Raw genomic sequence first — 22,706 nt, 5'->3', positions numbered from 1 at the left:
TGAACAGGAATCGTTAGATTCGATTGCAAGACATCAATCGATGCTATCTCGTTAAACATAAAGCCCAGCATTTGCTGGGCTTTATTGTGATTATCGCAGGGTGAAGGTTAGAGCCCCGTCATCGTTAGCGGCACCTGTAGCACCATACCCAGTCCTTTTGGTGTGGTGATGGTGACAGTGATAAAGCCAACCTCAGTGGGATCACCCGGTGCGAGAGTATTTAGCAGGCTAAAGCTGACCGTGTCTCTATAGCTATCTGCTGAGCCAATGGCGGTACCACGGCTGTTGGCGACGGTGATGTTGGTGGTGCCGGTTAGGTCGCCTTGGTCACTGGCGACTACGATGGTTGTTCCTTCAGGGAGTATCTGATCCATACTGTCACCGATGTGAAAACTCAAGTTGGCCGCTGCGCCTGCGTTCAAAGTGACGCCGCTTGCTCCAATTACACCAGTGTTGCCAGCCCCTTGCTGTTGGGTGCTTGAGTCATCAAAACTACCATTGAGATAGTCCAGTTCCCAATTGGCTGCAGAGTCCGACATGATTAATACGATCGCTCGGCGAATATGCAGTTTATTGTTGCCGGCGTCGGCACTGCCACATAGGCTGCCGGAACACTGCGGGCCATTAAACAGGCCATCGGCAAGGTTGAAGCCGCCACTATTTGCGTAGTCTAAGAAAGGCTCGTCAGTTTCTCTGATGAAGCTTTCGTCATCATCTCGCCAAGCCTCGCTCATATCGACAAACCCTGTGACTACGCCGGGCTGGCTAAAGCCTGCGTTGACCGAGGCGCCAGCGGCAATTGCGGTGCCGTCAGCCTCATCAAATATGCCGTTGCCGTTGTTATCGAAGAAAGTCTCGTGACCCACGGCTGATGCCAGAATGGTAACGCGATGGTCGGTTGGGCGTGGATCAGTACTGGTCCAGGTGGCTTGGCAACTGCCAGATAGCGTTTGGCAGCTTGGGGTGATCTGACCTGCTTCTGCGGTAAAGTTAACCGTTGTGCCATCTGGGGCCGGATTATTGAAACTGTCAGCCAACCAGACAGTTAAGGTCACTGTTTCGCCGTTATGGCGCCATGCTTCTGGGTTGAGAATGTCAGGGGACAGAGTGAAGCTGCTTTGTTCTGCCAGCCCGGTGTTTATGGTCAATAGATCTGATTGGCTCTGTATGATGTCATCGCCTGTGAGTGGACAAGCGGTGGCATCCTGTTGTGTTTGGGCGGTGACCCTTACCGGCGTCGGCACATTCCCTGATTGCACTTTTGTGGTAACCAGACCTTCTGAGTTAGTCAGTCCTGACTGTTGGCTTAGGCTTAAGCCCCCAACCTGAGTATCCAGACTGAAGCAGACTAGACGCTGTGGTAGTAACGAGCCCTGACTGCCTTTGACTAAAAAAGTGACGGTTGAGCTTTCCTGATTGCCTTGTCCACCCGTACCTTTGAGTACGATCTGCTCGGGCTCAGCGGAGACAAACTCAATTGAGCCCAGGGCTTCTGCTTCAATGGTGAGGGTTGCCAGAGCATTCAGCGTGCTTGAACTATTACTGACAGTGGCAAGTAAGCTGTCACTGATTTCGCCGCCACTGGCACAGCTTTGATCCTGAAAAGTCGCTTGTGCCCGTCCTGCGATGGTTTGTGCGGTGGCATCTAAGCTGGCTTTACCATCTGCTGAGCAGCCGGAAGTAAAACTGACTGTCGCAGGTTCCAATAGGGCGCTAAGGCTACCATCGTCCGCCATTTCAACTAAATCTACGGTGAGACCGACGGTACCGCCTGCACTGATGCTGTCAGTGGCTATACCAATCACGCCATTTTGAAAACTGGCCGGATCGGCTTTGTCAGGCCAGTATCCTAGCAATATGGTGTCGCCGTCGCCGATAGCGTCACGAGCAAGGATCTCATAGCTGAGGCTGGCAGATAGCGTTAAGTCGTCGACTGATACTGTGGCTATCGCTTGATCTGCACCGAGATCGGTGTCCGTTCCGGTTAGCGTCACTTCCGCCTGACCGTTCGCTGCGGTTAGGGCGGTGAAGGGGGTTAAAGTCCCTAAGCCTGCAGTGAAGCTGATCACCTGATTTTCCAGCGGTTGGCTCTCGCCATCTAACAAGGTTGCCCGTAGCTGTACGTTGCTGCCGGCATTAAATCTATTCACCGGCGTGCCGCTATCCAGCATCACTATTGCTAGGCTAGGACTCTCACCGCCGCCGATATCACCAGTGGAAGTGAATTCATAAACAGCTTGCTCACTAAGCTCACCAGTCGTTGCCGTTGCGGTTGCTGCACCAACGCTGGTGTCATCACTGCTTACTAAAACGTTGGCGATACCATTGGCGTCGGTCAGGCGAGAATCGCTGGCCAAGGTTCCCAAAGGGGCGCTGAAACTGACGATAGTATCGACAACGGGACCATCATCGTTACTTAGGCTGGCTTGCAAACAAAAGCTGCTACCAGCGACAAAACTTGGTGAGGTCGGTGACAGGCAGTCATCGGCAAGGATGGTGAGTTGTAATGCTTCGTTTGTACCGCCACTGGCGTTGACCTGAAAATTACTTGATGCAGTAAGGGTCTCTTCGCTGCTGCCATCAACGGACTCCAGTGTGGTGCTCGCGGTGAGAGTGCCGGCCCCGGTGACGCCGGTGGTTAGCAATTGCACCCTGGCTTTTCCGCCACCGTCGGTGAGGGCTGAGCTGGCGCTGAGAGAGCCTAACGAACTGCTGAAATCGACGATCTGGCCGTCGATCCCTTCGCCATACACATCGACCACTTTCGCTTCAAGCCAAGCGGTTTCGCCAGCGGTCAGAGTATTTGTGCTATCACCTTCACTGTTCCTGAGGGTTAACTCAAGCTGGTTGAATTCGTTAAAGTCGCCATCGCCGGAGCTGCCATTGCAGGCGACTAAAGAAAGTAGGGTACACAGAGTAAACAGGTAACGGGAAAGTGCTTTGCTTATCATATTGCCCGGGCCTTATTTGATTGTTATTTATCTTCACTCGCTTCGGCCAGCTCCCGCAGATAGCGGAAGAGTTCTCTGGCTGATTTCGGTGGTTTATTTTGTTGTTGTTCTTTCTTTGCTTGTCTAACGAACTGGCGCAGTCGTTGCCGATCGCTGAGTGGATAGTCAGCCATCCATTGGTTAATGGTTTCATCGCTACCGGAAATTAACTCGTCACGCCACTTTTCCAGGCGATGAAAGAGCGCATTTCCCTGCTGATGGACACTGTTCAGTTGTTCGATCGCTTGGCGGATCGCGTCGGCATCGGCATGGCGCATCAGCTTACCAATCAGTTGCAGCTGGCGGCGATAGCCCTCTCGAGTGTTGCGGATCCGTACAGCCAGTTTCACTGCATCAGCCAGTGACTCTTCTAATGGGATTTTGGCTAAATCAGCTGGCTTTAACGTGGTCAGCTGTTCTCCCAGTTTTTGTAAAGCAAGCATTTCTCGCTTCTGCTGAGATTTTGAGATCAGCTCTTCGTCTGGCTGATTTTTGTCTGAGGTCTTACCCATGAAGATATTGAACTGTTTTTTTAAGGAAGATGAGTAACCTATACCACATGGATCACTGATCTATCCAGTCAGAAGCTGAGAGTTGAGGCCGATTGCAGTATTATGAGGTTAACGATACCTCAGATGGTGGAATTTTTGTGCAGCAGGACGAATTTGAACAGCAGTTACCCATATTAAAGCAAGCCGTGGAAGATGCTTTGGCGTTGGCTAAGTCTGAAGGCGTGAGTGGTGCCGAAGTGGCTATCAGCCGTCAACAGGGGTTGTCGGTGTCGATGCGCAAAGGTGAGGTTGATACGCTGGAGTTTAACCAGGATGGTGCGCTCGGGATCAGTGTCTATATGGGGCATCAGAAAGGATCTGCATCTACCTCCGATCTCAGTAAAGAGGCGTTGTCTCAGGCGGTGAAAGCAGCCGTTCATATCGCAAGTCATACGTCTGAAGACCCCTGTAATGGTCCTGCTGAGAAAAGCTGGTTAGCGACAGAGGTACCGGACCTGGATCTCTATCACCCACAAGCGATGGATGTGGAACATGCGATTGCGGTGGCAAGCCGTGCAGAAGCGGTTGCTCTGGCCCATGACCCTCGCATCGTCAATAGTGATGGTGCCACTTTTGGTACGCACAATGGCACCCGGGTTTACGGAAATAGCCATGGCTTTCTGCATGGCTATCGAAGCTCGCGACATAGCTTGAGCTGTGTGGTGATCGGCTCTGAAGGCGAACAGATGCAGCGAGATTATGGTTATTCTGTCGCCCGAGATCCGGCAGCGTTATGGAGTGCAGAAAAGGTTGGTGAGGAAGCCGCCCGCAAGACCGTCGAGCGCCTTGGTGGCCGCAAACTGGATACCTGCAGTGTGCCTGTATTGTTTTCGCCCGAGATGGCGGGTGGCTTTGTCAGTCATCTGGTAGCCGCTATATCTGGCAGTAACCTTTATCGTCAATCCAGCTTCCTGCTGGATCAGCTGGGCGAGAAGATATTCCCTGAGTTTTTCAATATCACCGAACGTCCGCATTTGCCAAGGGCACTTGGTAGCAGCCCATTTGATTCGGAGGGGGTTGCCACTGTTGAACGCGATATCATCAGTGACGGTGTATTGCAGAGCTATCTGTTGACCAGCTATGCGGCTCGCAAAATGGGAATGGCGTCGACCGGCCATGCTGGCGGGATCCACAATTGGCAAGTGGCCAGTACCGATGGTGATCAAAAAGCGTTGTTGCAAAAGATGGGCAAAGGCTTGTTGGTGACAGAAGTGATGGGGCAGGGCGTCAACATAGTGACTGGTGATTACTCCCGTGGTGCCGCTGGCTTTTGGGTCGAAAATGGTGAGATCCAGTTCCCGGTGGAAGAGATCACTATCGCTGGAAATCTTAAAGATATGTTCCAACAGATCGTCGCAGTGGGTAACGATGTCGATTATCGCGGCGCGATGCACTCAGGCTCTATTCTGCTGGAGAACATGCGGGTAGCGGGTAACTAATCGGCTATGCATGACAAAGGCTGTTGGCAGCAGCCTTTGTCGGTAACTCTGCGTCTAGCGGCTAGAGCAATAACCAGGTGGCCACACCCAAGAAAGCGAACAGACCGACAACATCGGTAATGGTGGTGAGCACCACGCCACCGGCCAGTGCAGGATCGATATTCATTCGCTTCATTAGCAGTGGGATCATTACACCACTGGCTCCAGCACAAACCATATTCACCAACATGGCAAACGCGATCACCGCCCCGACTCTAATATCCTGTTTCCATACTGCGACTACTGCGGCGATCAATAGTGCCCAGATCAGACCATTTAACAGCCCGATTAATGCTTCTTTGCCTAGCAGCCAGCGCGAGTTGCTGTCACCAATGTGGCCTAATGCCATGCCGCGGATCACCAGTGTTAGGGTCTGACTGCCGGCGATCCCGCCCATGCTGGGAACGATGGTCATCAATACGGCCAATGTGGCCATCTGCGCTAAGGTGTCTTCAAACAGGTTACTGACAAAGGCCGCCATGAGTGCGGTCAGGAGGTTGATCCCCAGCCATACTGTGCGTCGTTTGGTACTTTTGAGAACTGGGGCAAAGGTATCTTCTTCATCATCCAGACCCGCCATGCTCATCATCGAGTGTTCGGCGTCCTCGCGGATAATGTCGACGACATCATCAATAGTGATACGGCCCAGCAGGACTCCTCGGTCATCAACCACGGGCGCGGAGATCCAGTTGTAACGTTCAAACATCTGGGCAACTTCCGTTTCCTCCATGTCTGCAGGGATCTTTTCTGCCCCCGTGTCCATCACATCGGCAATGGTGGCGCTGGGGTTGGCGGTAACTAAGGTGGTAAGTGAAACTTGCCCAAGTAACTCGTCTCGAAGATTAACCACATAGAGGTTATCGGTGGCCTCTGGCAGTTCGCCTTTCAAACGCAGGTAACGCAATATCACATCGACAGTGACATCAGGGCGCAGAGTGACAGTATCCGTATTCATGATCGCGCCAGCGGTCTCTTCAGGATAGGAGAGGGCGGCTTCAACCCTGTGCCTGTCCTGCGCGTCCATTTGTGCCAAAATCTCGCGATAGACGCTGTCTGGGAGACCACGTAACAGGTTGGCTAAGTCATCGGTATCCATCCCTTCGGTGGCCGCTGCGACCAGTTCCGGGTCCATTAAGCGGATAATGCTGTCTTTTACATCTTCCGACAGCTCTTCGAGGATCTCGCCATGCAGATCAGGATCGACCAGCTGCCATAGGACTGCACGGCCCTTAGTGGGGGTAGACTCAAACAGAAGGGCGACATCAGAAGGATCCATCTCCTGCAAAATGCGGCGAACATGGATAAACATGCCGCTATCGAGGGCATTTTTTACCTCTTTTAATTTTTGTTGGGTAAGGTCTTGCTCTAAAGTTTCAGCCATCGCCTTAAGCCCTCCAATCGATTAAAAAAGTTCGATAGCGGAATTGTATCGTAACAACCAGAAAAATAGAGAGAATTTTTCTTTAACAGGTGAGGATTATTCGTTTTCGTCGAATCTGTCATTGATCAGGGACTCAACGGCATCCAGTGCCTGCTGTGCTTCATCCCCTTCGGCAACGACCTGGATCTCTTGCCCCATGCAGGTTTCCATCATCAGCAGTCCCATGACACTGGCGGCGGAAGCGGATTTTCCTTGATGCTCAATCATCACTTCGGCATCAAATTTGTTGACCAGCATGACTAACTTGGTTGCTGCACGGGCATGCAAACCCAGTTTGTTTTTTATCAGTAGTTTCTTTTCAATGCGTTGTGTCATAAAGACTAATGACCTAGTTCTCGGTGACGGATCTGAATTTCGTTACGTAACTCTTTGAACTGTTTTGCCAATGTTTCGGCAATGAACACAGAACGGTGTTGTCCACCGGTGCAACCGATAGCGACGGTTACATAGCTTCGATTGTTCAGTTCCAGATGTGGCAACCAGGTATTGAGTAAGTTGTTTATCTGCCAGATGAATTTGGCCACGATAGGTTGGCGGCTAAAAAACTGCTCAACAGGAGCATCTAATCCGGTCATGGGGCGTAGTTCTGGTTCCCAATGGGGGTTGGGTAAGAATCGTGCATCAAACACATAATCAGCATCTTGCGGAATACCGTATTTAAAGCCAAAGGACTCAAATACTAAAACCAGATGGCGATCAGCATTGCCTAGTAACCGTTCTCGTACCAGATCGCTGAGCTGATGTATCGACAGCTGAGAGCTGTCTATCTGAAGATCGGCACGGGAGATAAGCGGTTCAAGTAAGCGCTGCTCTGCTTCAATCGCTTGCTCCAGAGATACACCATGTTTGGAGAGTGGGTGAAGCCGTCGAGTTTCGCTAAAGCGCTGGATCAATGCACTTTGCTGCGCGTCCATAAACAGAACCGTACAGCGGCATTGCTGACATAAAAGGTCGAGAATTGTTTCCAGCGTATGTGGATCTTCGGGCAGGTTTCTGACGTCAATGCTGACGGCGATATCGCTATAGTGTCCACTTACCTGAGCAACCAGTGTCGGTAGCATGGCTACCGGCAGGTTGTCGACACAGTAGTGACCTAAATCCTCCAGTACGCGAAGCGCAACACTTTTGCCTGAGCCTGAGCGGCCACTGACAATTGTTAGTTTGGGTTTTGCGGCCACGTCAGTGCTGGTCATGAATCGGTGATGATTTCGTATAATTGTTGATCGTTAGCGGCACAGCGGAGCTGTTTGAGGACTTGTTTATCTGACAGTTTGGCGGCGATAGCCGACAAGGTCTTCAGATGTTCCTGACAACTCTGTTCTGGAACCAAGAGGGCGAAAATCAGATCCACCGGTTTGTTATCAATTGCATCAAAGGCGATAGGCTCATCGCACTGCAATAACACGGCGACTGCTTTATTGGCGTTAGTGATCCTACCGTGGGGAATGGCAATGCCGTTACCTATACCGGTACTGCCTTTCTTTTCACGTTCTAGAATACTTTCGAAAATGGCTTTGTGGCCATGTTCTGGCAAGTGTTTGGCTGCCAATTCACTGGCCATTTCTAATATTCGTTTCTTACTTGAACCATGGACTGCACTTCGGGTGCAGTCCAGGCTAAGTATGGATGATATATCCATAGACATCTCTAGTGAGCGTTTAGCTTTTCTTTGTGTTTTATTACTTGCCGATCGAGTTTATCGATCAACGAGTCAATAGCTGCATACATATCACGATGCTCTGCATTCGCAAAGATCTCTCCACCATTTAGGTGCAGTGTGGCTTCGGCTTTTTGGGTTAATTTCTCAACATTGAGGATCACGTGGACATTGTTGATGTGGTCAAAGTGGCGCTCTAATTTACTAAATTTTCCGTCGACATACTCTCGCAGAGAGTCTGTTACTTCTACATGATGGCCGGTAAGATTGATTTGCATAGACCTCATCCTTATTTAGTTTTATTGCCTGCTATAGCAAGCTTTTTCGCTGATTTGACGGTGGAATAGACAAGGATTCCCGATACTTCGCAATGGTTCTCCGCGCTACCTGAATTCCCTGATCTGCCAGTAGGTCAGCAATCTTGCTATCTGACAAAGGCTTATTAGGGATTTCTGCCGCCACAAGTTTCTTGATTAACGCTCTAATTGCCGTTGAAGAACATTCTCCGCCACTTTCAGTACTGACATGACTGGAGAAGAAATACTTGAGTTCGAAAATACCCCGCGGGGTATGCATATATTTTTGTGTGGTTACTCGAGAGATGGTGGACTCGTGCATATCAACCGCTAAGGCAATATCATTGAGTACCATTGGCTTCATCGCTTCATCGCCGTACTCAAAGAAGTCGCGTTGGAACTGTACAATACAGTTGGCGACCTTGAGTAGGGTGTCGTTACGACTTTCCAGACTTTTGATAAACCACTTCGCTTCCTGCAGGTGGGAGCGTATATATTGACTGTCAGTGGTGTTCTTTACCGTCCGGCTCATCGCTGCGTATTGCTGATTCACTTTCAGCTTGGGTACCGAGTCGGGGTTTAGCTCAACCACCCAACGTCCAGCTTTTTTCATTACCGACACATCGGGGATCACATATTGCTCATCACCGCTGATCACTGCGCTGCCGGGACGCGGATTCAACGATTGGATCACCCGCAGAACTTCACGGAGCTGGTCTTCTTTCAGTTTGGTCTTGCGCATCAATTGGCGATAATCCCGGCTGGCTAGCAGGTCAATATACTGGCCAATAACCTGGCGGCACTCTTTTAGCCAAGGTGTCTCTTTGGCAAACTGATTGAGTTGTACCAGCAGACACTCCTGCAATGTGCGGGCACCTACGCCAATGGGATCGAACAGTTGTACTCGCTTAATGACCGCTTCTACTTCATCAAGTTCGATATCTTCCTGCCCTAAAGAAGTAAGAATATCGTCGGCGGTGACCGTCAGGTAACCCGATTCATCAATCCCATCGATTATCGATGTCGCAATGGCTCTGTCGACATCTGTGAACGGGGTTAATTGCATCTGCCATTCCAGATGATCTTGCAACGACTCTGTGGTTTCGCCTTGATAGGTAAAGTCGGCGTCATCACTGAACGAGGAACCTGAAACGGGCGCTGCTGAAAGGTGGTCATCCCAGGTTGTATCGGTAGGCAGTTCTTCATTGATTTGTTGTTGGTTGAGCGCCTCAGATGTTTCCATGGCTGCATCTTCGCGCTCTTCCGACTGATTATTTTCAGCATTAGCCGTGGTTTGTTCCAGCTTGTCAGTCGCGGTATGGCTTTCACCATTAACTTGCTCACTGGTTTCTTCCGCTTCGTTTTGCTCGAGTAGCGGATTATTATCCAGCGCTTCTTGGATCTCTTGCTGAAGGTCGAGCGTCGACAATTGCAATAGCCGGATTGCTTGCTGCAATTGCGGCGTCATGGTGAGTTGCTGACCTAAACGTAACTGTAATGACGGTTTCATCTACTTCCGTGACATTTAAAATAATGCTGTTGCTGTCATCGTTAATCGGCACTCAAAAGAGCCCGATGTATCAACGCTGGTTACTTACACTATAGCCGGAATTGTTCCCCGAGATATACGTCTCGTACCTTTTGGTCGGCTAACACTTGTTCCGGTTTTCCTTCGGCGATTAACTCTCCGTGGCTAACGATATAAGCATATTCGCACACATCGAGTGTTTCTCGCACGTTATGATCAGTGATCAATACACCGAGACCACGGTCTCTAAGGTGTTGAATAATCTTTTTTATATCTGTGACTGAGATAGGGTCTACGCCAGCGAAAGGCTCATCCAGCAGCACGAACCTAGGTTCCACAGCCAGCGCTCTGGCTATCTCTACTCGACGGCGTTCACCACCTGACAGTGACATACCTAAGCTATCTCTTATGTGAGTGATGCTAAACTCTTCTAGCAGATGTTCCAAGGTTTCCGTGCGCTGTAACCGGCTTAACTCTGGACGGGTTTGCAGTACTGCCATGATGTTGTCAGCGACACTGAGCTTACGAAAAATGGAGGACTCCTGTGGCAGGTAACCGATCCCCTTGCGTGCTCTGATATGCATGGGTGAAAGGGTCACATCTTCATCGTCAATCGTGATGCGCCCTTTATCGTTGGGTACCAGTCCAACTACCATATAGAAGGTGGTTGTTTTACCTGCCCCATTCGGTCCCAATAAGCCAACTATTTGGCCATCATTCAGCGCTAAAGAGACATTCTTAACTACTTGTCTATCTTTGTAGCTCTTGGCTAATTGACTGGCTTTCAATGTCGCCATGGTTTATTCCTTATTTTCGCCGAGCTGTTGTTGCAGCTGTTCGGGGAGAAAAATGGTTGTCACGCGATCATCTTTATCTGTGCCACTTTCTGCGACCATTTTTTGTTTGGCGATATCGTAATGAATAGTTTCGCCTTTCACTACGCTGTCTTGCTGCGTCAGTACCGCTGCGCCAGTTAATTGGATAGTGTTATCTGCTAATCGGTAACGGATCTCTGCAGCTTCGGCATGCATTTTTTGGCCATTTTCCAAGACCTGACTGAACTTCGCTGGTTTACCGACAGCGATGAGCACCTCTTTTCCTGCGCCTGCGGATTGCTCAACCTGCAAAGTGTCGGCAAAGATCTGTAATGTGCCTTGATTTACCGTGACGTCGTCAAAGAAGGAGATAATGCCTTTTTGAATATCGATACTTTGGCGTTTTGCATCCACGCGGACTTCTTTATTAAAGTCACTTTCAACGGCGCCTAGGGAAGCCGATGTGGTCAGCAATAAGCCGACTAAGCTGAAGGTGAATCTATTTTTCAGGTTCATAGGTCGCTTTTACATCATTTAGCACTTCGATGTGCTCTTGTTCGACGTTGCCCTTTAATCCAACTCCATCGAGTCGGTAGCCAGGCCCTTTTACTGTGACTGGTTGATCACTGCTGACATCATTGGTTGTCAGGTCTATGTCAACATAATCTGTCAGTAAGGTATTGGTTTGATTCTGTGCTGTTAGCATGGTGATCACAACATCTTCTGATAAACGCAGTAGGTTGTTTTGCTCTAATTCACCATGGCTTGCGTTTAAGGTCCAACCAGAACGCTTACCGCTTGGGTAGACGACTAACTTGGGCGCATCAAATTGCGTAAGAGTCATCGAACCAGTGTAATACTTCATGTTGCTGGCCCAGATTTGATTCTCTAGCTGACCCTCTTGGTTGTAAATCCTGCTGCGCAGTGTTTTGGCCGTATAGTCAGGCCGCTGTTGTCCTTGATTGTTCGCATTAATATCGATCTCGGACTTTAGCAAACTCTGATAGTAGTAGAGCCCGATGGCAGCCCCAAACAGTATGACGGTAAAAAGAATAACCCGGTTCATATGCTCAAACCTTGGCTTGTCTCTAATTTGTCTTGTGCTTGCAAAATTAGATCGCACACCTCTCTCACTGCTCCTCGCCCACCCGGGATCACGGTTTGATAGTGGCTAAAGCGATGGAGCATGGGGTGAGCATCTTGCACGCTGATGGCGAGTCCGACCTGTTGCATCACCGGGGCATCAACCAGATCATCGCCAATATAAGCGCACTGCTCTGGCGTTAAGTTGGTCGTGGTAAGAAGGCTGGAGAATGCTTGCACTTTGTTATCTTGGCCTTGGAAAATATGAGCAACACCCAAAGCGGTCATGCGCTGTTCAACGATATTCGATTGTCTACCTGTGATGACGGCAACCGCGACGTCTGAGGATTGCAGGGCTTTAATGCCATACCCATCTCGAGTGTGGAAAGCTTTTAGTTCTTCGCCATCGTTGCCAAGATAAATTCGGCCATCGGAGAATACGCCGTCAACATCGCAAATCAGTAGTCGAATTCGCGCTGCTTTTGCCAAGATGTCGGCTTTAACATGGCCATAAAGTGTCTGAACGGTTTCTGTCATCACTTCTCTCAACATGCTTCTTTGGTGCGCTATAGCCAAGCTTAGCGTAAGTTACTGAATAAAAGGATCTGGTAACCGATAAAGCAGGCAGCTAATAGGCCGCCTTCCCATTTGGCCAATATCCGTTTACCACGCCAGCCATAACAAAAAATGAACAGCAACACCGTTACCCCAATCATTATCGGTATATCGCGATACAAGGCTTGCTCGTCTATTTTACCTGGCGCCAATAGCGCTGGCATGGCAAGTACAGCAAACAAATTGAAGATGTTTGAACCGATAATATTACCCAGTGCCAAATCGCCTTCATTTCGCAGGGCGCCGGCCACACTGGCGGCTAACTCCGGCAAACTGGTGCCAATGGCGATGATCGTTAAGCCAATGACTAGATCACTGACACCAAAATAGTGGGCCAGTTCAACCGCGTTTGTGACGAGAAGCTCACTGCTGCCTAATAACAGTAGAAGTCCAATGGCCAGCCACAAGACGGCTTTGGCTGTGGGAAGATCGCTTGGGATCTCTGCTTCAGCCTCCGTAATCAGGGGATCTCCAGCCTTGGCTTCCTGCATCGATATACGCATCATCAAACCAGTAAATGCAATCAGACCGGCAACTAACAAACAACCATCAATGATGCTGAGGTTGAGATCGAGAAACATCGCACTGACACCAAACGTAATTAGCAGCAAGAGCGGGAACTCACGTTTGAGAGTGGCCGAGGATACTTTCAACGGGCGTACTAAGGCGGTAATTCCCAATACCATGGCTATATTAGTAATGTTGGAACCTAATGCGTTACCCACCGCCGTGTCGGGGTTGCCATTCAGGGAGGCGGATGCCGCCACGAGCATTTCTGGCGCAGAAGAGCCGAAAGCGACAACAGTTAAGCCAATGACAAGGGGGGATATTCCAAGGTTTCGAGCCAGCCCGGCTGCGCCATAGACAAATTTGTCTGCGCTCCAAACCAGCACTATGAGGGAAACTATGACAATGAGAGCCGGAATTAGCATAAGGTTTTAATCTTTGACCGTTGATAAAAGATGCAAGGAAAGCGCCATTTTGGTGGCAGAGAGTGACATTTTTTTAATGATATGTCGAACATAGCAATAATCAGAAACAGTTTTTTGAATAGTTTTCGATTTGGTCGCGAGACGTAAAAAGGATACAATCAGCGGCCCGCTAAAGGGACAATGCGGCCAACTGGCCCCGAGAGTCGGTAGAGGTTATGGAGCATGGCAACTGAAAACGTTGTTGATATACGCAATCTTACATTTCGTCGTGGCCAGAGATTTATCTATAAAGATCTGAATTTGACCATTCCCCGTGGCAAAGTGGTTGCCATTATGGGGCCTAGCGGTATCGGCAAAACGACCCTCTTGCGTCTGATTGGTGGCCAACTAACACCGACTAAAGGTGAGGTGTTGTTCGACGGTGACGACATTCCAAGCATGAGCCGACACCAGCTTTATGAGGCTCGGAAGCGGATGAGCATGCTTTTTCAAAGCGGCGCTTTGTTTACCGAGCAGGACGTTTTTGACAATGTGGCGTTTCCTATTCGCGAACACACTGCCCTACCAGAAGAGTTGATTCGTTCTATCGTATTAATGAAGCTTGAAGCCGTGGGGTTAAGAGGGGCTAGGGATTTAATGCCAAGTGAGCTCTCTGGAGGCATGGCGCGCCGAGCCGCACTCGCTCGGGCAATTGCATTAGATCCTGACCTGATCATGTACGATGAACCGTTTGCTGGTCAGGATCCAATTTCTCTGGGAATATTGGTTAAGTTAATCCGGTCACTTAATAGTGCATTAAATATGACGTCCATTGTGGTAACCCATGACGTGCCGGAAGTGATGAGTATCGCCGACTACGTTTATATTATTGCTGACCAAAAGGTGATTGGTCAGGGCACACCAGAACGGATTCGACAATCAGAGTCGCCGCTGGTACGCCAGTTTTTAGATGGTGCCCATGATGGTCCTGTGCCATTTCATTTTCCTGCGAATAGTTTTGCAGAGGATCTTAAGGGAGTTGATCCGAAGTGATTGAGAGAATTCGTCTCTTAGGCGTCGGCGTATTGGATAGTTTGGCGGGCGCAGGCAGGGCTACTTTATTGTTGACCGCTGTGCTATTCGGGCGTTTTTCTATACGCCGTGGTTTTCCACTGCTGATTAAGCAGATTTATATCACCGGCGTTTTGTCGATGTTGATTGTCTTAGTATCAGGGCTGTTTATTGGCATGGTACTGGGATTGCAAGCCTATAATGTATTGGTGGACTACAGTGCAGAAGCCAGCATTGGACCTATGGTTGCTTTGGCCCTTTTAAGGGAACTTGGCCCAGTGGTTACCGCACTGCTGTTTGCCGGCAGAGCGGGTTCGGCCATGACCGCTGAAATCGGTTTAATGAAAGCCACTGAGCAGCTCTCTAGTTTGGAGATGATGGCTGTCGACCCGTTGAAGCGGATCGTCGCTCCTCGCTTTTGGTCTGGCATCATTAGCATGCCGTTATTGGCATTGATGTTTAGTAGCGTGGGTATTTTTGGCGGCTACCTTGTTGGTGTCGAGTGGCTGGGAGTTGATAGTGGTACATTTTGGTCGGTGATGAACTCTTCCGTTGAATGGCGGGAAGACATTGGCAATGGAATTATCAAGAGCGCAGCGTTTGCGCTGGTAGTGACCTGGATAGCGGTTTTCAAGGGATATGATGCAGTGCCTACTTCAGAAGGGATAAGTAGGGCAACCACTGAAACCGTTGTTCATTCTTCGTTAGCGGTGCTAGGACTCGACTTTGTCCTTACCGCGCTTATGTTCGGGTAAATGGATGCAAAATAGTAAGCGTTTTGATCAGCGTAAAATCGAGATATTGGTTGGCTTTTTCGTTCTGACCAGTTTTCTGGCGCTACTTATGTTGTCACTGAAAGTGGCAACCTCAGAGTTGAGCACCAGCACGAACTCGTACACGCTGTTTGCTAAGTTCGACAATATTGGTGGTTTGAAAGTACGTGCGCCGATTAAAGTTGGCGGCGTTGTTATTGGTCGGGTGGCTTCCATTGCCCTTGATCCAACAGATTGGGTGCCTGTGGTGGAGATGCGTTTAGATGCTGACTATAACCGCTTTACCGATTCTACATCCGCATCGATTTTGACATCTGGACTGCTCGGCGAGCAGTACATTGGCCTGCAGCCAGGCTTTGAAGAGTTTGAAGAAGAGAGTATCTACTTAGCCGATGGCGATAAGATCCCTGATACCAAGTCGGCACTGGTATTGGAAGATCTCATTGGGCAGTTTCTCTATAGTCAATCCAAGTAAATAGTGAGCAGGGCAACTGTGTATTCAATGATATTCAAATTTACTTCCTTTTTATCAGCATGGTTACTGCTGGTTACTGCTGCTGTCGCTGAACCGCTGCCAACGGAACTGAGGGATGATCCGTTTAAGCTCGCGCAAGCTGTGTCGAAGCGAACCTTTGGGCGTATCAATACTGAACAGGAGCAGCTGCTTGCACAGCCTGAATTGCTTAAGGAGATTGTGCGTGAAGAGCTTATCCCTTATGCCGACTATCGCTTTGCCGCATATAAAGTGATCGGTCAGAGTGAATTGAAAAAATCATCCAAAGAGCAGCGTGATCGCTTTGTGGAAGCATTTAAAGAGAACCTTATTGTTACCTATGCTCAGCTTTTTACTGAGTACAATGGCCAGAAAGTTGCTTTTTTACCTGGCGCGTTATCAGATGAAAACTACGCCACAGTTAAGACATTGATCCAAGAACCTGGAAGGCCAGATATCAGCGTTGACTTCAAAATGCGCCGCAACAAAAAAACTGGCCAATGGCTAGCATATGACATGGTGGCTGAAAATCTCAGTATGTTGAGCCAGAAAGAGGCTGAATTGCGAGGTCTTATCAGACAGCAAGGGTTGGATGCGGTCACCGATTTGCTGATAGAGAAGAACCAGACCAAGATCGAGTTTCAATCTGAGCCGGAGGAGGCCAAATGAGTGCAACCTTTGAGCGGGTTAAGGCCAGCCATTTTCAGATTAGCGGTAAGCTAGATCGCCTATCGGTTCCTACCCTTTGGGACAAACGTGAAAGCCTCTGCTGTGGCGAAGGCATTACCTATGTCGACCTGTCAGGGCTTGAGCACTGTGATAGTGCTGGTATGGCCTTTCTTTTCGAGTTATTTGCCTGTCAAAGCCGTCATGGGCGCGTGCTTAATTTTGTTAATGCGCCAGAACAATTGATGCGTTTAGTCGAAGTTTCTGATCTTAACGATATCCTTCCGATTGAAGCGGCTAAAGCCGCCTGATCTTTCCAAGAGGTTGTAATGGATAACACTGAAATTCAGTCATTACTGACTGATGCACTGTCGCTGGATGAAGTACACGTAAAAAGCGACGGTAGTCATTATGAAATTATTGCTGTCGGTGCCTGTTTTGAAGGTATGCGATCAGTGAAGCGTCAGCAGACGGTTTATGGCCCTTTGATGGCTACGATCGCTGCCGGTGACATGCACGCAGTTTCGATTAAAGCGTTTACCGTTGATGAATGGCAACGGGAACGTAAGTTGATGATGCCCTCATAGTAAGTCGTATGTAATGGATAGATTGTTAGTTGAAAAAAGCGGTCCTCTGCATGGTGATGTAACCATCTCAGGGGCTAAGAACGCCGCTCTGCCTATTTTATTTGCCACCCTGTTATGCGGTGAGCCGCTGGTTGTTAACAACGTACCTCGCTTGCGAGATATCAATACTACGTTGGCTCTGCTTGGCCGTATGGGGGTTGATGCGAACTGGAGTGGTGACAATCAAGTTACTATCGATGCCTCGATCTTGACCAGCCATGAAGCGCCTTATGATTTGGTGAAAACCATGCGTGCATCTATTCTGGCGTTGGGGCCTTTGGTCGCTCGTGGCGGTAAGGCGCGAGTTTCGTTACCGGGTGGCTGTGCTATTGGTGCGCGTCCAGTGAATTTGCATATTCATGGGCTAGAGTTGATGGGCGCAGATATTCAGGTGGAGGGCGGTTATATCAATGCCACCGCACCTGAAGGCGGCTTGCGTGGGGCGACTATTTTTCTCGATACCGTCAGTGTGACAGGTACCGAAAACTTGATGGCTGCCGCCGTCCTTGCCAACGGTAAAACGATAATTGAAAACGCGGCTCGTGAGCCGGAAGTGACAGATTTAGCCAACTTCCTAAATTCACTTGGGGCGAAGATCAGTGGTGCCGGGACAGATAGAATTGAGATTGAAGGCGTAAAAGCGCTACACGGTGGAAGTTATGCGGTGTTACCTGATCGCATAGAGACTGGCACCTTTTTGGTGGCAGCGGCTGTCTCCGGTGGTGATGTCACTTGCCGCAATACCGATGCGCGTTTATTGGAGCCTGTTATCGCTAAACTGCAAGAAGCAGGAGCAAAGGTCACTTTTGCTGATGACTGGATCCGATTAGATATGCGTGCTCGCCAACTCAAGGCTGTAAGCATACGTACAGCACCACACCCTGGCTTCCCTACGGATATGCAGGCACAGTTTACCGTGCTTAATATTCTGGCGGATGGCAGTGGCAAAGTGACAGAAACGATTTTTGAGAATCGTTTTATGCATGTGCCGGAACTATGCCGTATGGGTGCTGACATTGAACTGGAAGGCAACACTGCTATTTGTCATCACACTGACGAATTGACAGGTGCAGAAGTGATGGCCACCGATCTTCGAGCGTCAGCTTGCTTGGTGATAGCCGGTATGATGGCCGCTGGGCAAACGGTTGTCGACCGTATCTATCATTTAGATCGCGGGTACGAGGCGATAGAGAAGAAGTTGGGCGGCTTAGGCGCGACAATCACTCGCGTCAAAGCCTGATAGATTATCGTCTTGATATACGAATATAAAAGCTGCCCTCAATGGCAGCTTTTTTATTTATCCACATTCAATTGAGCAAAAGTGGCTAGTTGTTGCTCGCCAGTGCTGGTGGCTCATGCACTTGAACCGGGATGTTGAGGCGCTCGCCACGCCTGACCACAGTGATATTTACCGTGGCACCAGGTCTGGTTTCTGCGATCCGATCCATTGCATCATGGACACCAGCGACAGCTATATCGTCCATCTTGATCATTACGTCATTACGGAGCAGTCCCGCTCTTGCTGCTGGGCCGTCCGGCTCCATATTGTCAATTACAACGCCGGTTAATGTACCTAGTTTTAACTGCTTAGCGTGTACAGGGTTAACTTGCTGCCCAGTGATCCCCAAATAACCTCGTATGACGCGCCCATCGGAAATTAATTTGTTCATGATCTTATGGGCTAACGCATAGGGAATGGCGAAGCTGATCCCCTGGCTCTCAACATTGGGGCTGGTGTAATAGGCTGCCGTGTTGATGCCGACAAGCTCACCCAGGCTATTGACCAGCGCACCGCCAGAGTTACCGCGATTAATTGCAGCATCGGTTTGCAGAAAGTCTTGATAGCTGGTGGAAGCCATACCACTGCGCCCCGTGGCACTGACGATCCCTTGGGTGATCGTCTGACCCAGGTTGTATGGGTTACCGATGGCCAATACCACATCACCGACCATGGCCACTGTGTCTCTATTTTGTGGGATCACAGGAAGATCGTCAGATTCAATATAGAGCACGGCAAGATCGGTATAGATATCACTGCCAATGAGCTCGGCGGTAAATATTCGCCCATCTTGCAGCGCCACAATAATTTGATCGGCATCGGCAATAACATGGTAATTGGTGAGTATATAGCCCTTTTTGCTCATCAATACGCCAGAGCCTAAGCCTTGCGGACGAAGTTGTGCTGGTTGCGAGTCGGTGACCGATCGTAGGCTGCGGGTATAGACATTGACGACTGCAGGCGCCGCTCGCCTAACCCCTTCAGCAAAAGATATTGCTGCAGGTTGACTGCTGATCAGCAGACTCCCGCCGCTTCCCTGCTCACGCAGGTTTGGTAGTAGCAGCAATAAGATCGCCGCAATGGCGAGGCCAAAAACGATGCTTTTGCCCAAATAGGAGGCGAAAGAGGCAAATCGAGAGATCATGGATATGAAATTCCTTTAGATACAATCGCAGGATAGCACTGCCACTAAAGAAAAGGGAGTAAGACACGCTCTGGTGGAGCGTGTCTTAACAGATCTTAGTTGATTATCGGGTGTTACCGGACAACTAAATACATACGTTGGCCGTTCCGTTGAATGTTCAGGGCCAATACGGATGGCTGCTGCTCCAGAATTTGGCGTAGCCCCTTCAGGTTGGTTACTGGCTGTTTATTGAGACCGAGAATGACGTCGCCCTCTTTAAAGCCGATTTGTGATGCTGGCGACCGGGGGGCGACCTTTTCTACGATCACTCCTGATTGTTTATCGCTATCTTCACTGTTTCGCAGTACCGCACCTTCGAAAGCGGGATGGAGCGCCTGTGCTTGTACTCGTGCTTCCTCTGCCTCTTTCAGGGTGACTTTAAAGTCGGTCAATTTACCATCGCGGATCACACCCAGCGTAACCTGGCTGCCAGCGCCGCGGGTAGCTATTTTGGCGCGCAGTTCGCCAAAGCTCTTGATCATACTACCGTCAACACTGACCACGATATCACCAGCTTTTATCCCTGCAGCTTCTGCGGCCGATCCTTCGAACACCTGATTAACAAAGGCGCCGTGTTTGGTATCGTAGCCAAATGCTTCTGCTAAGTCTGGGGTGAGTTCGCCACCAGATACGCCGAGTACACCGCGTCTAACTTCACCGAACTCGATAAACTGTGAGACCAAGTCATTCACCATATCGATCGGGATGGCGAAGCCGATGCCAACATTGCCGCCGTTAGGGGCAACGATCGCTGTATTGATCCCGACCAGTTCACCATTGAGATTAACCAATGCGCCGCCAGAGTTACCCGAGTTGATGGCTGCATCGGTTTGGATGAAATTTTCATATTGGCCGATGTTAAGGTTAGAGCGACCTAGGGCGCTGATGATCCCTGAAGTTGCTGTTTGTCCTAAGCCAAAAGGGTTGCCTACGGCCACCACAAAGTCGCCAACACGCAACTGACTTGCATTGGCGCGGGGCAGCGCGACTAAATTATCTTGGTCTACCTGTAACAGTGCGATATCGGATTCTTCATCTGAACCAATAACGCGGGCATCGAGCTCTCGCCCATCTTGCAACGTCACCATGATCTTATCTGCGCTGTCGATAACATGGTGATTGGTGACGATGTAGCCTTTGTCACTGTCAATAATGACGCCAGAGCCGAGTCCGCGAAATGGTCGCTCTTGTACCTGCTCGCGCGGGGCTCCGAAGAAGTACTGATAGATATCCGGAACTCTTTGTTTCGCCGTATGTGTTCCAGATACGGATATGTCGACGACGGCTGGAGTGACTCTTTCCAGCATAGGAGCAAGGCTAGGAACTGGTTGCCCTTCGACGGAGAGGGGAAGAGAAGCCGCGGCTTCTGTTGGGGTAACGATAAGCGTGGCGCATAGCGCCAACGAGGCAAGAGACAGCAAACGTTTCATACTGATTTCATTCTCCCTAATGGTGTTTGATTGTTGCTACATCACAAACAGACAGAGGGAAGCGGGGATAAGTTCCCCGCTTTGGTTAACTTACAGGCTCTTTCTGTTTGTCTTTTTCCGTACCACTGATCAGGCCTGACGGTGAACCAGAGTAATCTCGAGGCTGCTGCCACTCTTCGTCATCTTCTGCTGTTAACGCTTTGTTTTGTTGCTCCAGCGCTTCTAGCTCAGGTAACTCGGCCCGGCTCTTTTCATCAAGCAGGGCATGAGCACTCTCGGTCAACTGACCACATAATTTGCGGTAATTGTCATTGGCCTGTTCAAGCAATTCAGCCGTCGCGGCGAAATGATCCGACACTTCTTGCTTATATTGCTCTAATTCAAATTGGGTCGCTTCCAGTGCTTTTTCAACCGAAGCTTTACCGGAACCTTCATTGGTGGAGCGTGAAAAATACCAACCCGCCAAGAAGCCTACGACTATAGATAAAATTCCAACTAACCAGATCATTCAGCGCGTACTCCGTTTCGTTCAGTAGGCTATGCCCAGGATCACAATATACCTCGGTCAGAATCACCATGGTACCATTGCAAGTGTAAACAATTATTTGTCAAAGGTGGGCAGAAGATGTCAGATACGCCGCTGGCGCGTTATGAAAAAGCGCTGGAACAGAGTGGTTTTGTGAGGGACAGCGCACAAGCGAATGCGGTTGACCATCTTCAAGAGCTGTATCAGCGTCTCAGTCAGCCGCCGCAACGTTCATTTTGGCAACGTTTAACAAAAGCACCGACATCAACGGCGAAAGGACTTTATTTTTGGGGCGGGGTTGGGCGCGGTAAAACCTATTTAGTGGATACTTTTTTTGAATGCCTGCCGGCAGAGAATAAGTTAAGGCTGCACTTTCACCGGTTTATGCATCGGGTTCATCAGATGATGCAGGCGTTGTCTGGCCAATCAGATCCTTTGGACAGTGTCGCAGAGCGGTTAGCTGCAGAGGCTAGGGTGATCTGCCTGGATGAGTTCTTTGTGTCGGATATCACCGACGCGATGATCTTAGGTAATTTGCTGAAAGGTCTCTTCCAGCGGGGAGTAACGCTTGTGACTACGTCTAATATCCCCCCTGACGAGCTATATCGCAATGGTTTGCAACGGGCGCGTTTTCTACCGGCCATTGCTTTGTTGAACCAACATTGCGACATCGTCAATGTTGATTCTGGTATCGACTATCGCTTGCGTACACTGGAACGCGCAGAGATTTACCACCATCCTTTAGACGCCGCTGCGCTAGTCAATCTCGAACAGTACTTTGCCGCGTTAGCGCCTGAACCGGGTAAGGCTGGGGCGTCAATTGAAGTGAATAATCGTCAGTTAGTCACGCGATGGTTGGCAGATGGTGTGGTGATGTTTGATTTTGCGGTGTTATGTGAAAGCGCCCGCAGCCAGATTGACTACATTGAGCTGTCAAAAGAGTTTCATACTTTACTCCTACATGGCGTCAAGCAGATGGGCGTGCACAATGACGACGTCGCGAGGCGTTTTATCGCCTTGGTTGATGAGTTCTATGAACGCAATGTGAAGTTGATTATTTCAGCTGAAAGTGAAATGGAGAAACTCTACGACGATGGGCGATTGAGCTTCGAGTTTAAGCGTTGCCAGAGCCGTTTGTTGGAAATGCAATCCCATGAGTACCTCAAGCGCCCACATATTCCTTAAATATAAGTGAGAAAGTGGGTGATCTTTGTCCACGCTTTGTCTATAATCCCGCTCCGCCCACGTTGCCAGCTGCCATATCGGCAGTGCTGACATAGACCGACAGGTGTAT

25 protein-coding genes are annotated in these 22,706 nt (G+C 49.6%); 9 read left to right on the top strand and 16 right to left on the bottom strand.

All coding sequences use genetic code 11. The features are described 5' to 3' along the window. Window positions 1–107 precede the first annotated feature (107 nt). Together EXY25_RS13315 and yjgA are read right to left on the bottom strand one after the other, a co-directional pair. Window positions 108–2,951, bottom strand: a complete 2,844-nt coding sequence (locus tag EXY25_RS13315; protein WP_130567134.1) for an Ig-like domain-containing protein — start codon at window positions 2,949–2,951, stop codon at window positions 108–110. Window positions 2,952–2,974: 23 nt separating this feature from the next. Further along, window positions 2,975–3,502 (bottom strand): ribosome biogenesis factor YjgA, encoded by a 528-nt coding sequence (gene yjgA, locus EXY25_RS13310; protein ID WP_114338131.1) that lies wholly within the window; start codon window positions 3,500–3,502, stop codon window positions 2,975–2,977. Between the two features lie 92 nt (window positions 3,503–3,594). On the opposite strand from yjgA, the gene pmbA reads away from it, so the two are divergent. Then, complete coding sequence (gene pmbA / locus EXY25_RS13305; RefSeq protein ID WP_425455776.1) at window positions 3,595–4,980, top strand: metalloprotease PmbA; 1,386 nt, start codon at window positions 3,595–3,597, stop codon at window positions 4,978–4,980. A 61-nt stretch (window positions 4,981–5,041) separates the two neighbouring features. On the opposite strand, the gene mgtE is transcribed toward pmbA, so the two are convergent. The 11 genes from mgtE to EXY25_RS13250 all read right to left on the bottom strand — a co-directional run bounded on the left by mgtE (window position 5,042) and on the right by EXY25_RS13250 (window position 13,386). Then, window positions 5,042–6,400, bottom strand: a complete 1,359-nt coding sequence (gene mgtE / locus EXY25_RS13300) for a magnesium transporter (protein ID WP_130567133.1) — start codon at window positions 6,398–6,400, stop codon at window positions 5,042–5,044. A 96-nt stretch (window positions 6,401–6,496) separates the two neighbouring features. Continuing rightward, complete coding sequence (locus EXY25_RS13295) at window positions 6,497–6,775, bottom strand: HPr family phosphocarrier protein (protein WP_114338133.1); 279 nt, start codon at window positions 6,773–6,775, stop codon at window positions 6,497–6,499. A gap of 5 nt (window positions 6,776–6,780) precedes the next feature. After that, window positions 6,781–7,653: an RNase adapter RapZ gene (gene rapZ / locus EXY25_RS13290; protein WP_114338134.1), complete on the bottom strand. Its 873-nt coding sequence runs from the start codon at window positions 7,651–7,653 to the stop codon at window positions 6,781–6,783. Continuing rightward, window positions 7,650–8,099 (bottom strand): PTS IIA-like nitrogen regulatory protein PtsN, encoded by a 450-nt coding sequence (gene ptsN / locus EXY25_RS13285; protein ID WP_114338364.1) that lies wholly within the window; start codon window positions 8,097–8,099, stop codon window positions 7,650–7,652. Before ptsN ends, rapZ begins: the two co-directional genes overlap by 4 nt. Window positions 8,100–8,107: 8 nt before the next feature. Continuing rightward, window positions 8,108–8,395, bottom strand: a complete 288-nt coding sequence (gene hpf, locus EXY25_RS13280; protein ID WP_114338135.1) for a ribosome hibernation promoting factor — start codon at window positions 8,393–8,395, stop codon at window positions 8,108–8,110. Window positions 8,396–8,426: 31 nt separating this feature from the next. Further along, a complete protein-coding gene (locus EXY25_RS13275) occupies window positions 8,427–9,923 on the bottom strand; it encodes an RNA polymerase factor sigma-54 (protein ID WP_130567132.1) in 1,497 nt (498 codons plus the stop codon). An 89-nt stretch (window positions 9,924–10,012) separates the two neighbouring features. Next, the gene (gene lptB, locus EXY25_RS13270; protein ID WP_114338137.1) at window positions 10,013–10,738 is read right to left on the bottom strand and encodes an LPS export ABC transporter ATP-binding protein; all 726 of its coding nucleotides are present in this window, start codon (window positions 10,736–10,738) and stop codon (window positions 10,013–10,015) included. Between the two features lie 3 nt (window positions 10,739–10,741). Then, on the bottom strand, window positions 10,742–11,272 hold the full coding sequence (gene lptA, locus EXY25_RS13265) for a lipopolysaccharide transport periplasmic protein LptA (RefSeq protein ID WP_130567131.1): 531 nt from the start codon (window positions 11,270–11,272) through the stop codon (window positions 10,742–10,744). Next, window positions 11,256–11,822 (bottom strand): LPS export ABC transporter periplasmic protein LptC, encoded by a 567-nt coding sequence (gene lptC, locus EXY25_RS13260; RefSeq protein ID WP_130567130.1) that lies wholly within the window; start codon window positions 11,820–11,822, stop codon window positions 11,256–11,258. Before lptC ends, lptA begins: the two co-directional genes overlap by 17 nt. Further along, window positions 11,819–12,376 carry a 3-deoxy-manno-octulosonate-8-phosphatase KdsC gene (gene kdsC, locus EXY25_RS13255; protein ID WP_130567129.1) on the bottom strand — a complete coding sequence of 186 codons (558 nt, stop codon included), beginning with the start codon at window positions 12,374–12,376 and terminating at the stop codon, window positions 11,819–11,821. Before kdsC ends, lptC begins: the two co-directional genes overlap by 4 nt. 41 nt (window positions 12,377–12,417) lie before the next feature. Beyond that, window positions 12,418–13,386 (bottom strand): calcium/sodium antiporter, encoded by a 969-nt coding sequence (locus EXY25_RS13250; RefSeq protein WP_130567128.1) that lies wholly within the window; start codon window positions 13,384–13,386, stop codon window positions 12,418–12,420. Between the two features lie 222 nt (window positions 13,387–13,608). On the opposite strand from EXY25_RS13250, the gene mlaF reads away from it, so the two are divergent. The 7 genes from mlaF to murA are packed head-to-tail and all read left to right on the top strand — an operon-like array spanning window position 13,609 to window position 18,234. Then, complete coding sequence (gene mlaF, locus EXY25_RS13245; protein WP_114338141.1) at window positions 13,609–14,418, top strand: phospholipid ABC transporter ATP-binding protein MlaF; 810 nt, start codon at window positions 13,609–13,611, stop codon at window positions 14,416–14,418. Then, window positions 14,415–15,191, top strand: coding sequence for a lipid asymmetry maintenance ABC transporter permease subunit MlaE (gene mlaE, locus EXY25_RS13240; RefSeq protein WP_114338142.1), 777 nt, complete (start codon window positions 14,415–14,417; stop codon window positions 15,189–15,191). The genes mlaF and mlaE overlap by 4 nt, the downstream gene beginning before the upstream one ends. 4 nt (window positions 15,192–15,195) lie before the next feature. Next, window positions 15,196–15,684: an outer membrane lipid asymmetry maintenance protein MlaD gene (gene mlaD, locus EXY25_RS13235; protein ID WP_114338143.1), complete on the top strand. Its 489-nt coding sequence runs from the start codon at window positions 15,196–15,198 to the stop codon at window positions 15,682–15,684. A 27-nt stretch (window positions 15,685–15,711) separates the two neighbouring features. Further along, the gene (locus EXY25_RS13230) at window positions 15,712–16,371 is read left to right on the top strand and encodes an MlaC/ttg2D family ABC transporter substrate-binding protein (protein ID WP_130567127.1); all 660 of its coding nucleotides are present in this window, start codon (window positions 15,712–15,714) and stop codon (window positions 16,369–16,371) included. Beyond that, window positions 16,368–16,679 (top strand): STAS domain-containing protein, encoded by a 312-nt coding sequence (locus tag EXY25_RS13225; protein WP_114338145.1) that lies wholly within the window; start codon window positions 16,368–16,370, stop codon window positions 16,677–16,679. The genes EXY25_RS13230 and EXY25_RS13225 overlap by 4 nt, the downstream gene beginning before the upstream one ends. A gap of 18 nt (window positions 16,680–16,697) precedes the next feature. Next, window positions 16,698–16,955 carry a BolA family iron metabolism protein IbaG gene (gene ibaG, locus EXY25_RS13220; protein ID WP_114338146.1) on the top strand — a complete coding sequence of 86 codons (258 nt, stop codon included), beginning with the start codon at window positions 16,698–16,700 and terminating at the stop codon, window positions 16,953–16,955. A 13-nt stretch (window positions 16,956–16,968) separates the two neighbouring features. Continuing rightward, entirely contained in the window at window positions 16,969–18,234 is a 1,266-nt protein-coding gene (gene murA / locus EXY25_RS13215; RefSeq protein WP_130567126.1) for a UDP-N-acetylglucosamine 1-carboxyvinyltransferase, read from the top strand. An 85-nt stretch (window positions 18,235–18,319) separates the two neighbouring features. Here murA and degS read toward each other — a convergent pair whose 3' ends face one another. From degS to EXY25_RS13200, 3 genes are all read right to left on the bottom strand, one after another. Next, window positions 18,320–19,417, bottom strand: a complete 1,098-nt coding sequence (gene degS, locus EXY25_RS13210) for an outer membrane-stress sensor serine endopeptidase DegS (RefSeq protein ID WP_130567125.1) — start codon at window positions 19,415–19,417, stop codon at window positions 18,320–18,322. Between the two features lie 113 nt (window positions 19,418–19,530). Further along, window positions 19,531–20,886, bottom strand: coding sequence for a DegQ family serine endoprotease (locus EXY25_RS13205; RefSeq protein ID WP_130567124.1), 1,356 nt, complete (start codon window positions 20,884–20,886; stop codon window positions 19,531–19,533). Window positions 20,887–20,971: 85 nt separating this feature from the next. After that, window positions 20,972–21,394 carry a Z-ring associated ZapG family protein gene (locus EXY25_RS13200; protein ID WP_114338150.1) on the bottom strand — a complete coding sequence of 141 codons (423 nt, stop codon included), beginning with the start codon at window positions 21,392–21,394 and terminating at the stop codon, window positions 20,972–20,974. A 117-nt stretch (window positions 21,395–21,511) separates the two neighbouring features. Here EXY25_RS13200 and zapE point away from each other — a divergent pair, with 117 nt between their 5' ends. After that, window positions 21,512–22,597: a cell division protein ZapE gene (zapE, locus tag EXY25_RS13195; protein WP_130567123.1), complete on the top strand. Its 1,086-nt coding sequence runs from the start codon at window positions 21,512–21,514 to the stop codon at window positions 22,595–22,597. Window positions 22,598–22,706: the final 109 nt, after the last annotated feature.

The organism is Corallincola spongiicola, from assembly GCF_004284785.1.
Taxonomy (GTDB): domain Bacteria; phylum Pseudomonadota; class Gammaproteobacteria; order Enterobacterales; family Neiellaceae; genus Corallincola; species Corallincola holothuriorum.
The sequence above is the reverse complement of the archived record's forward strand: the minus strand, read 5'-3'. Positions and strand labels throughout refer to the sequence as shown.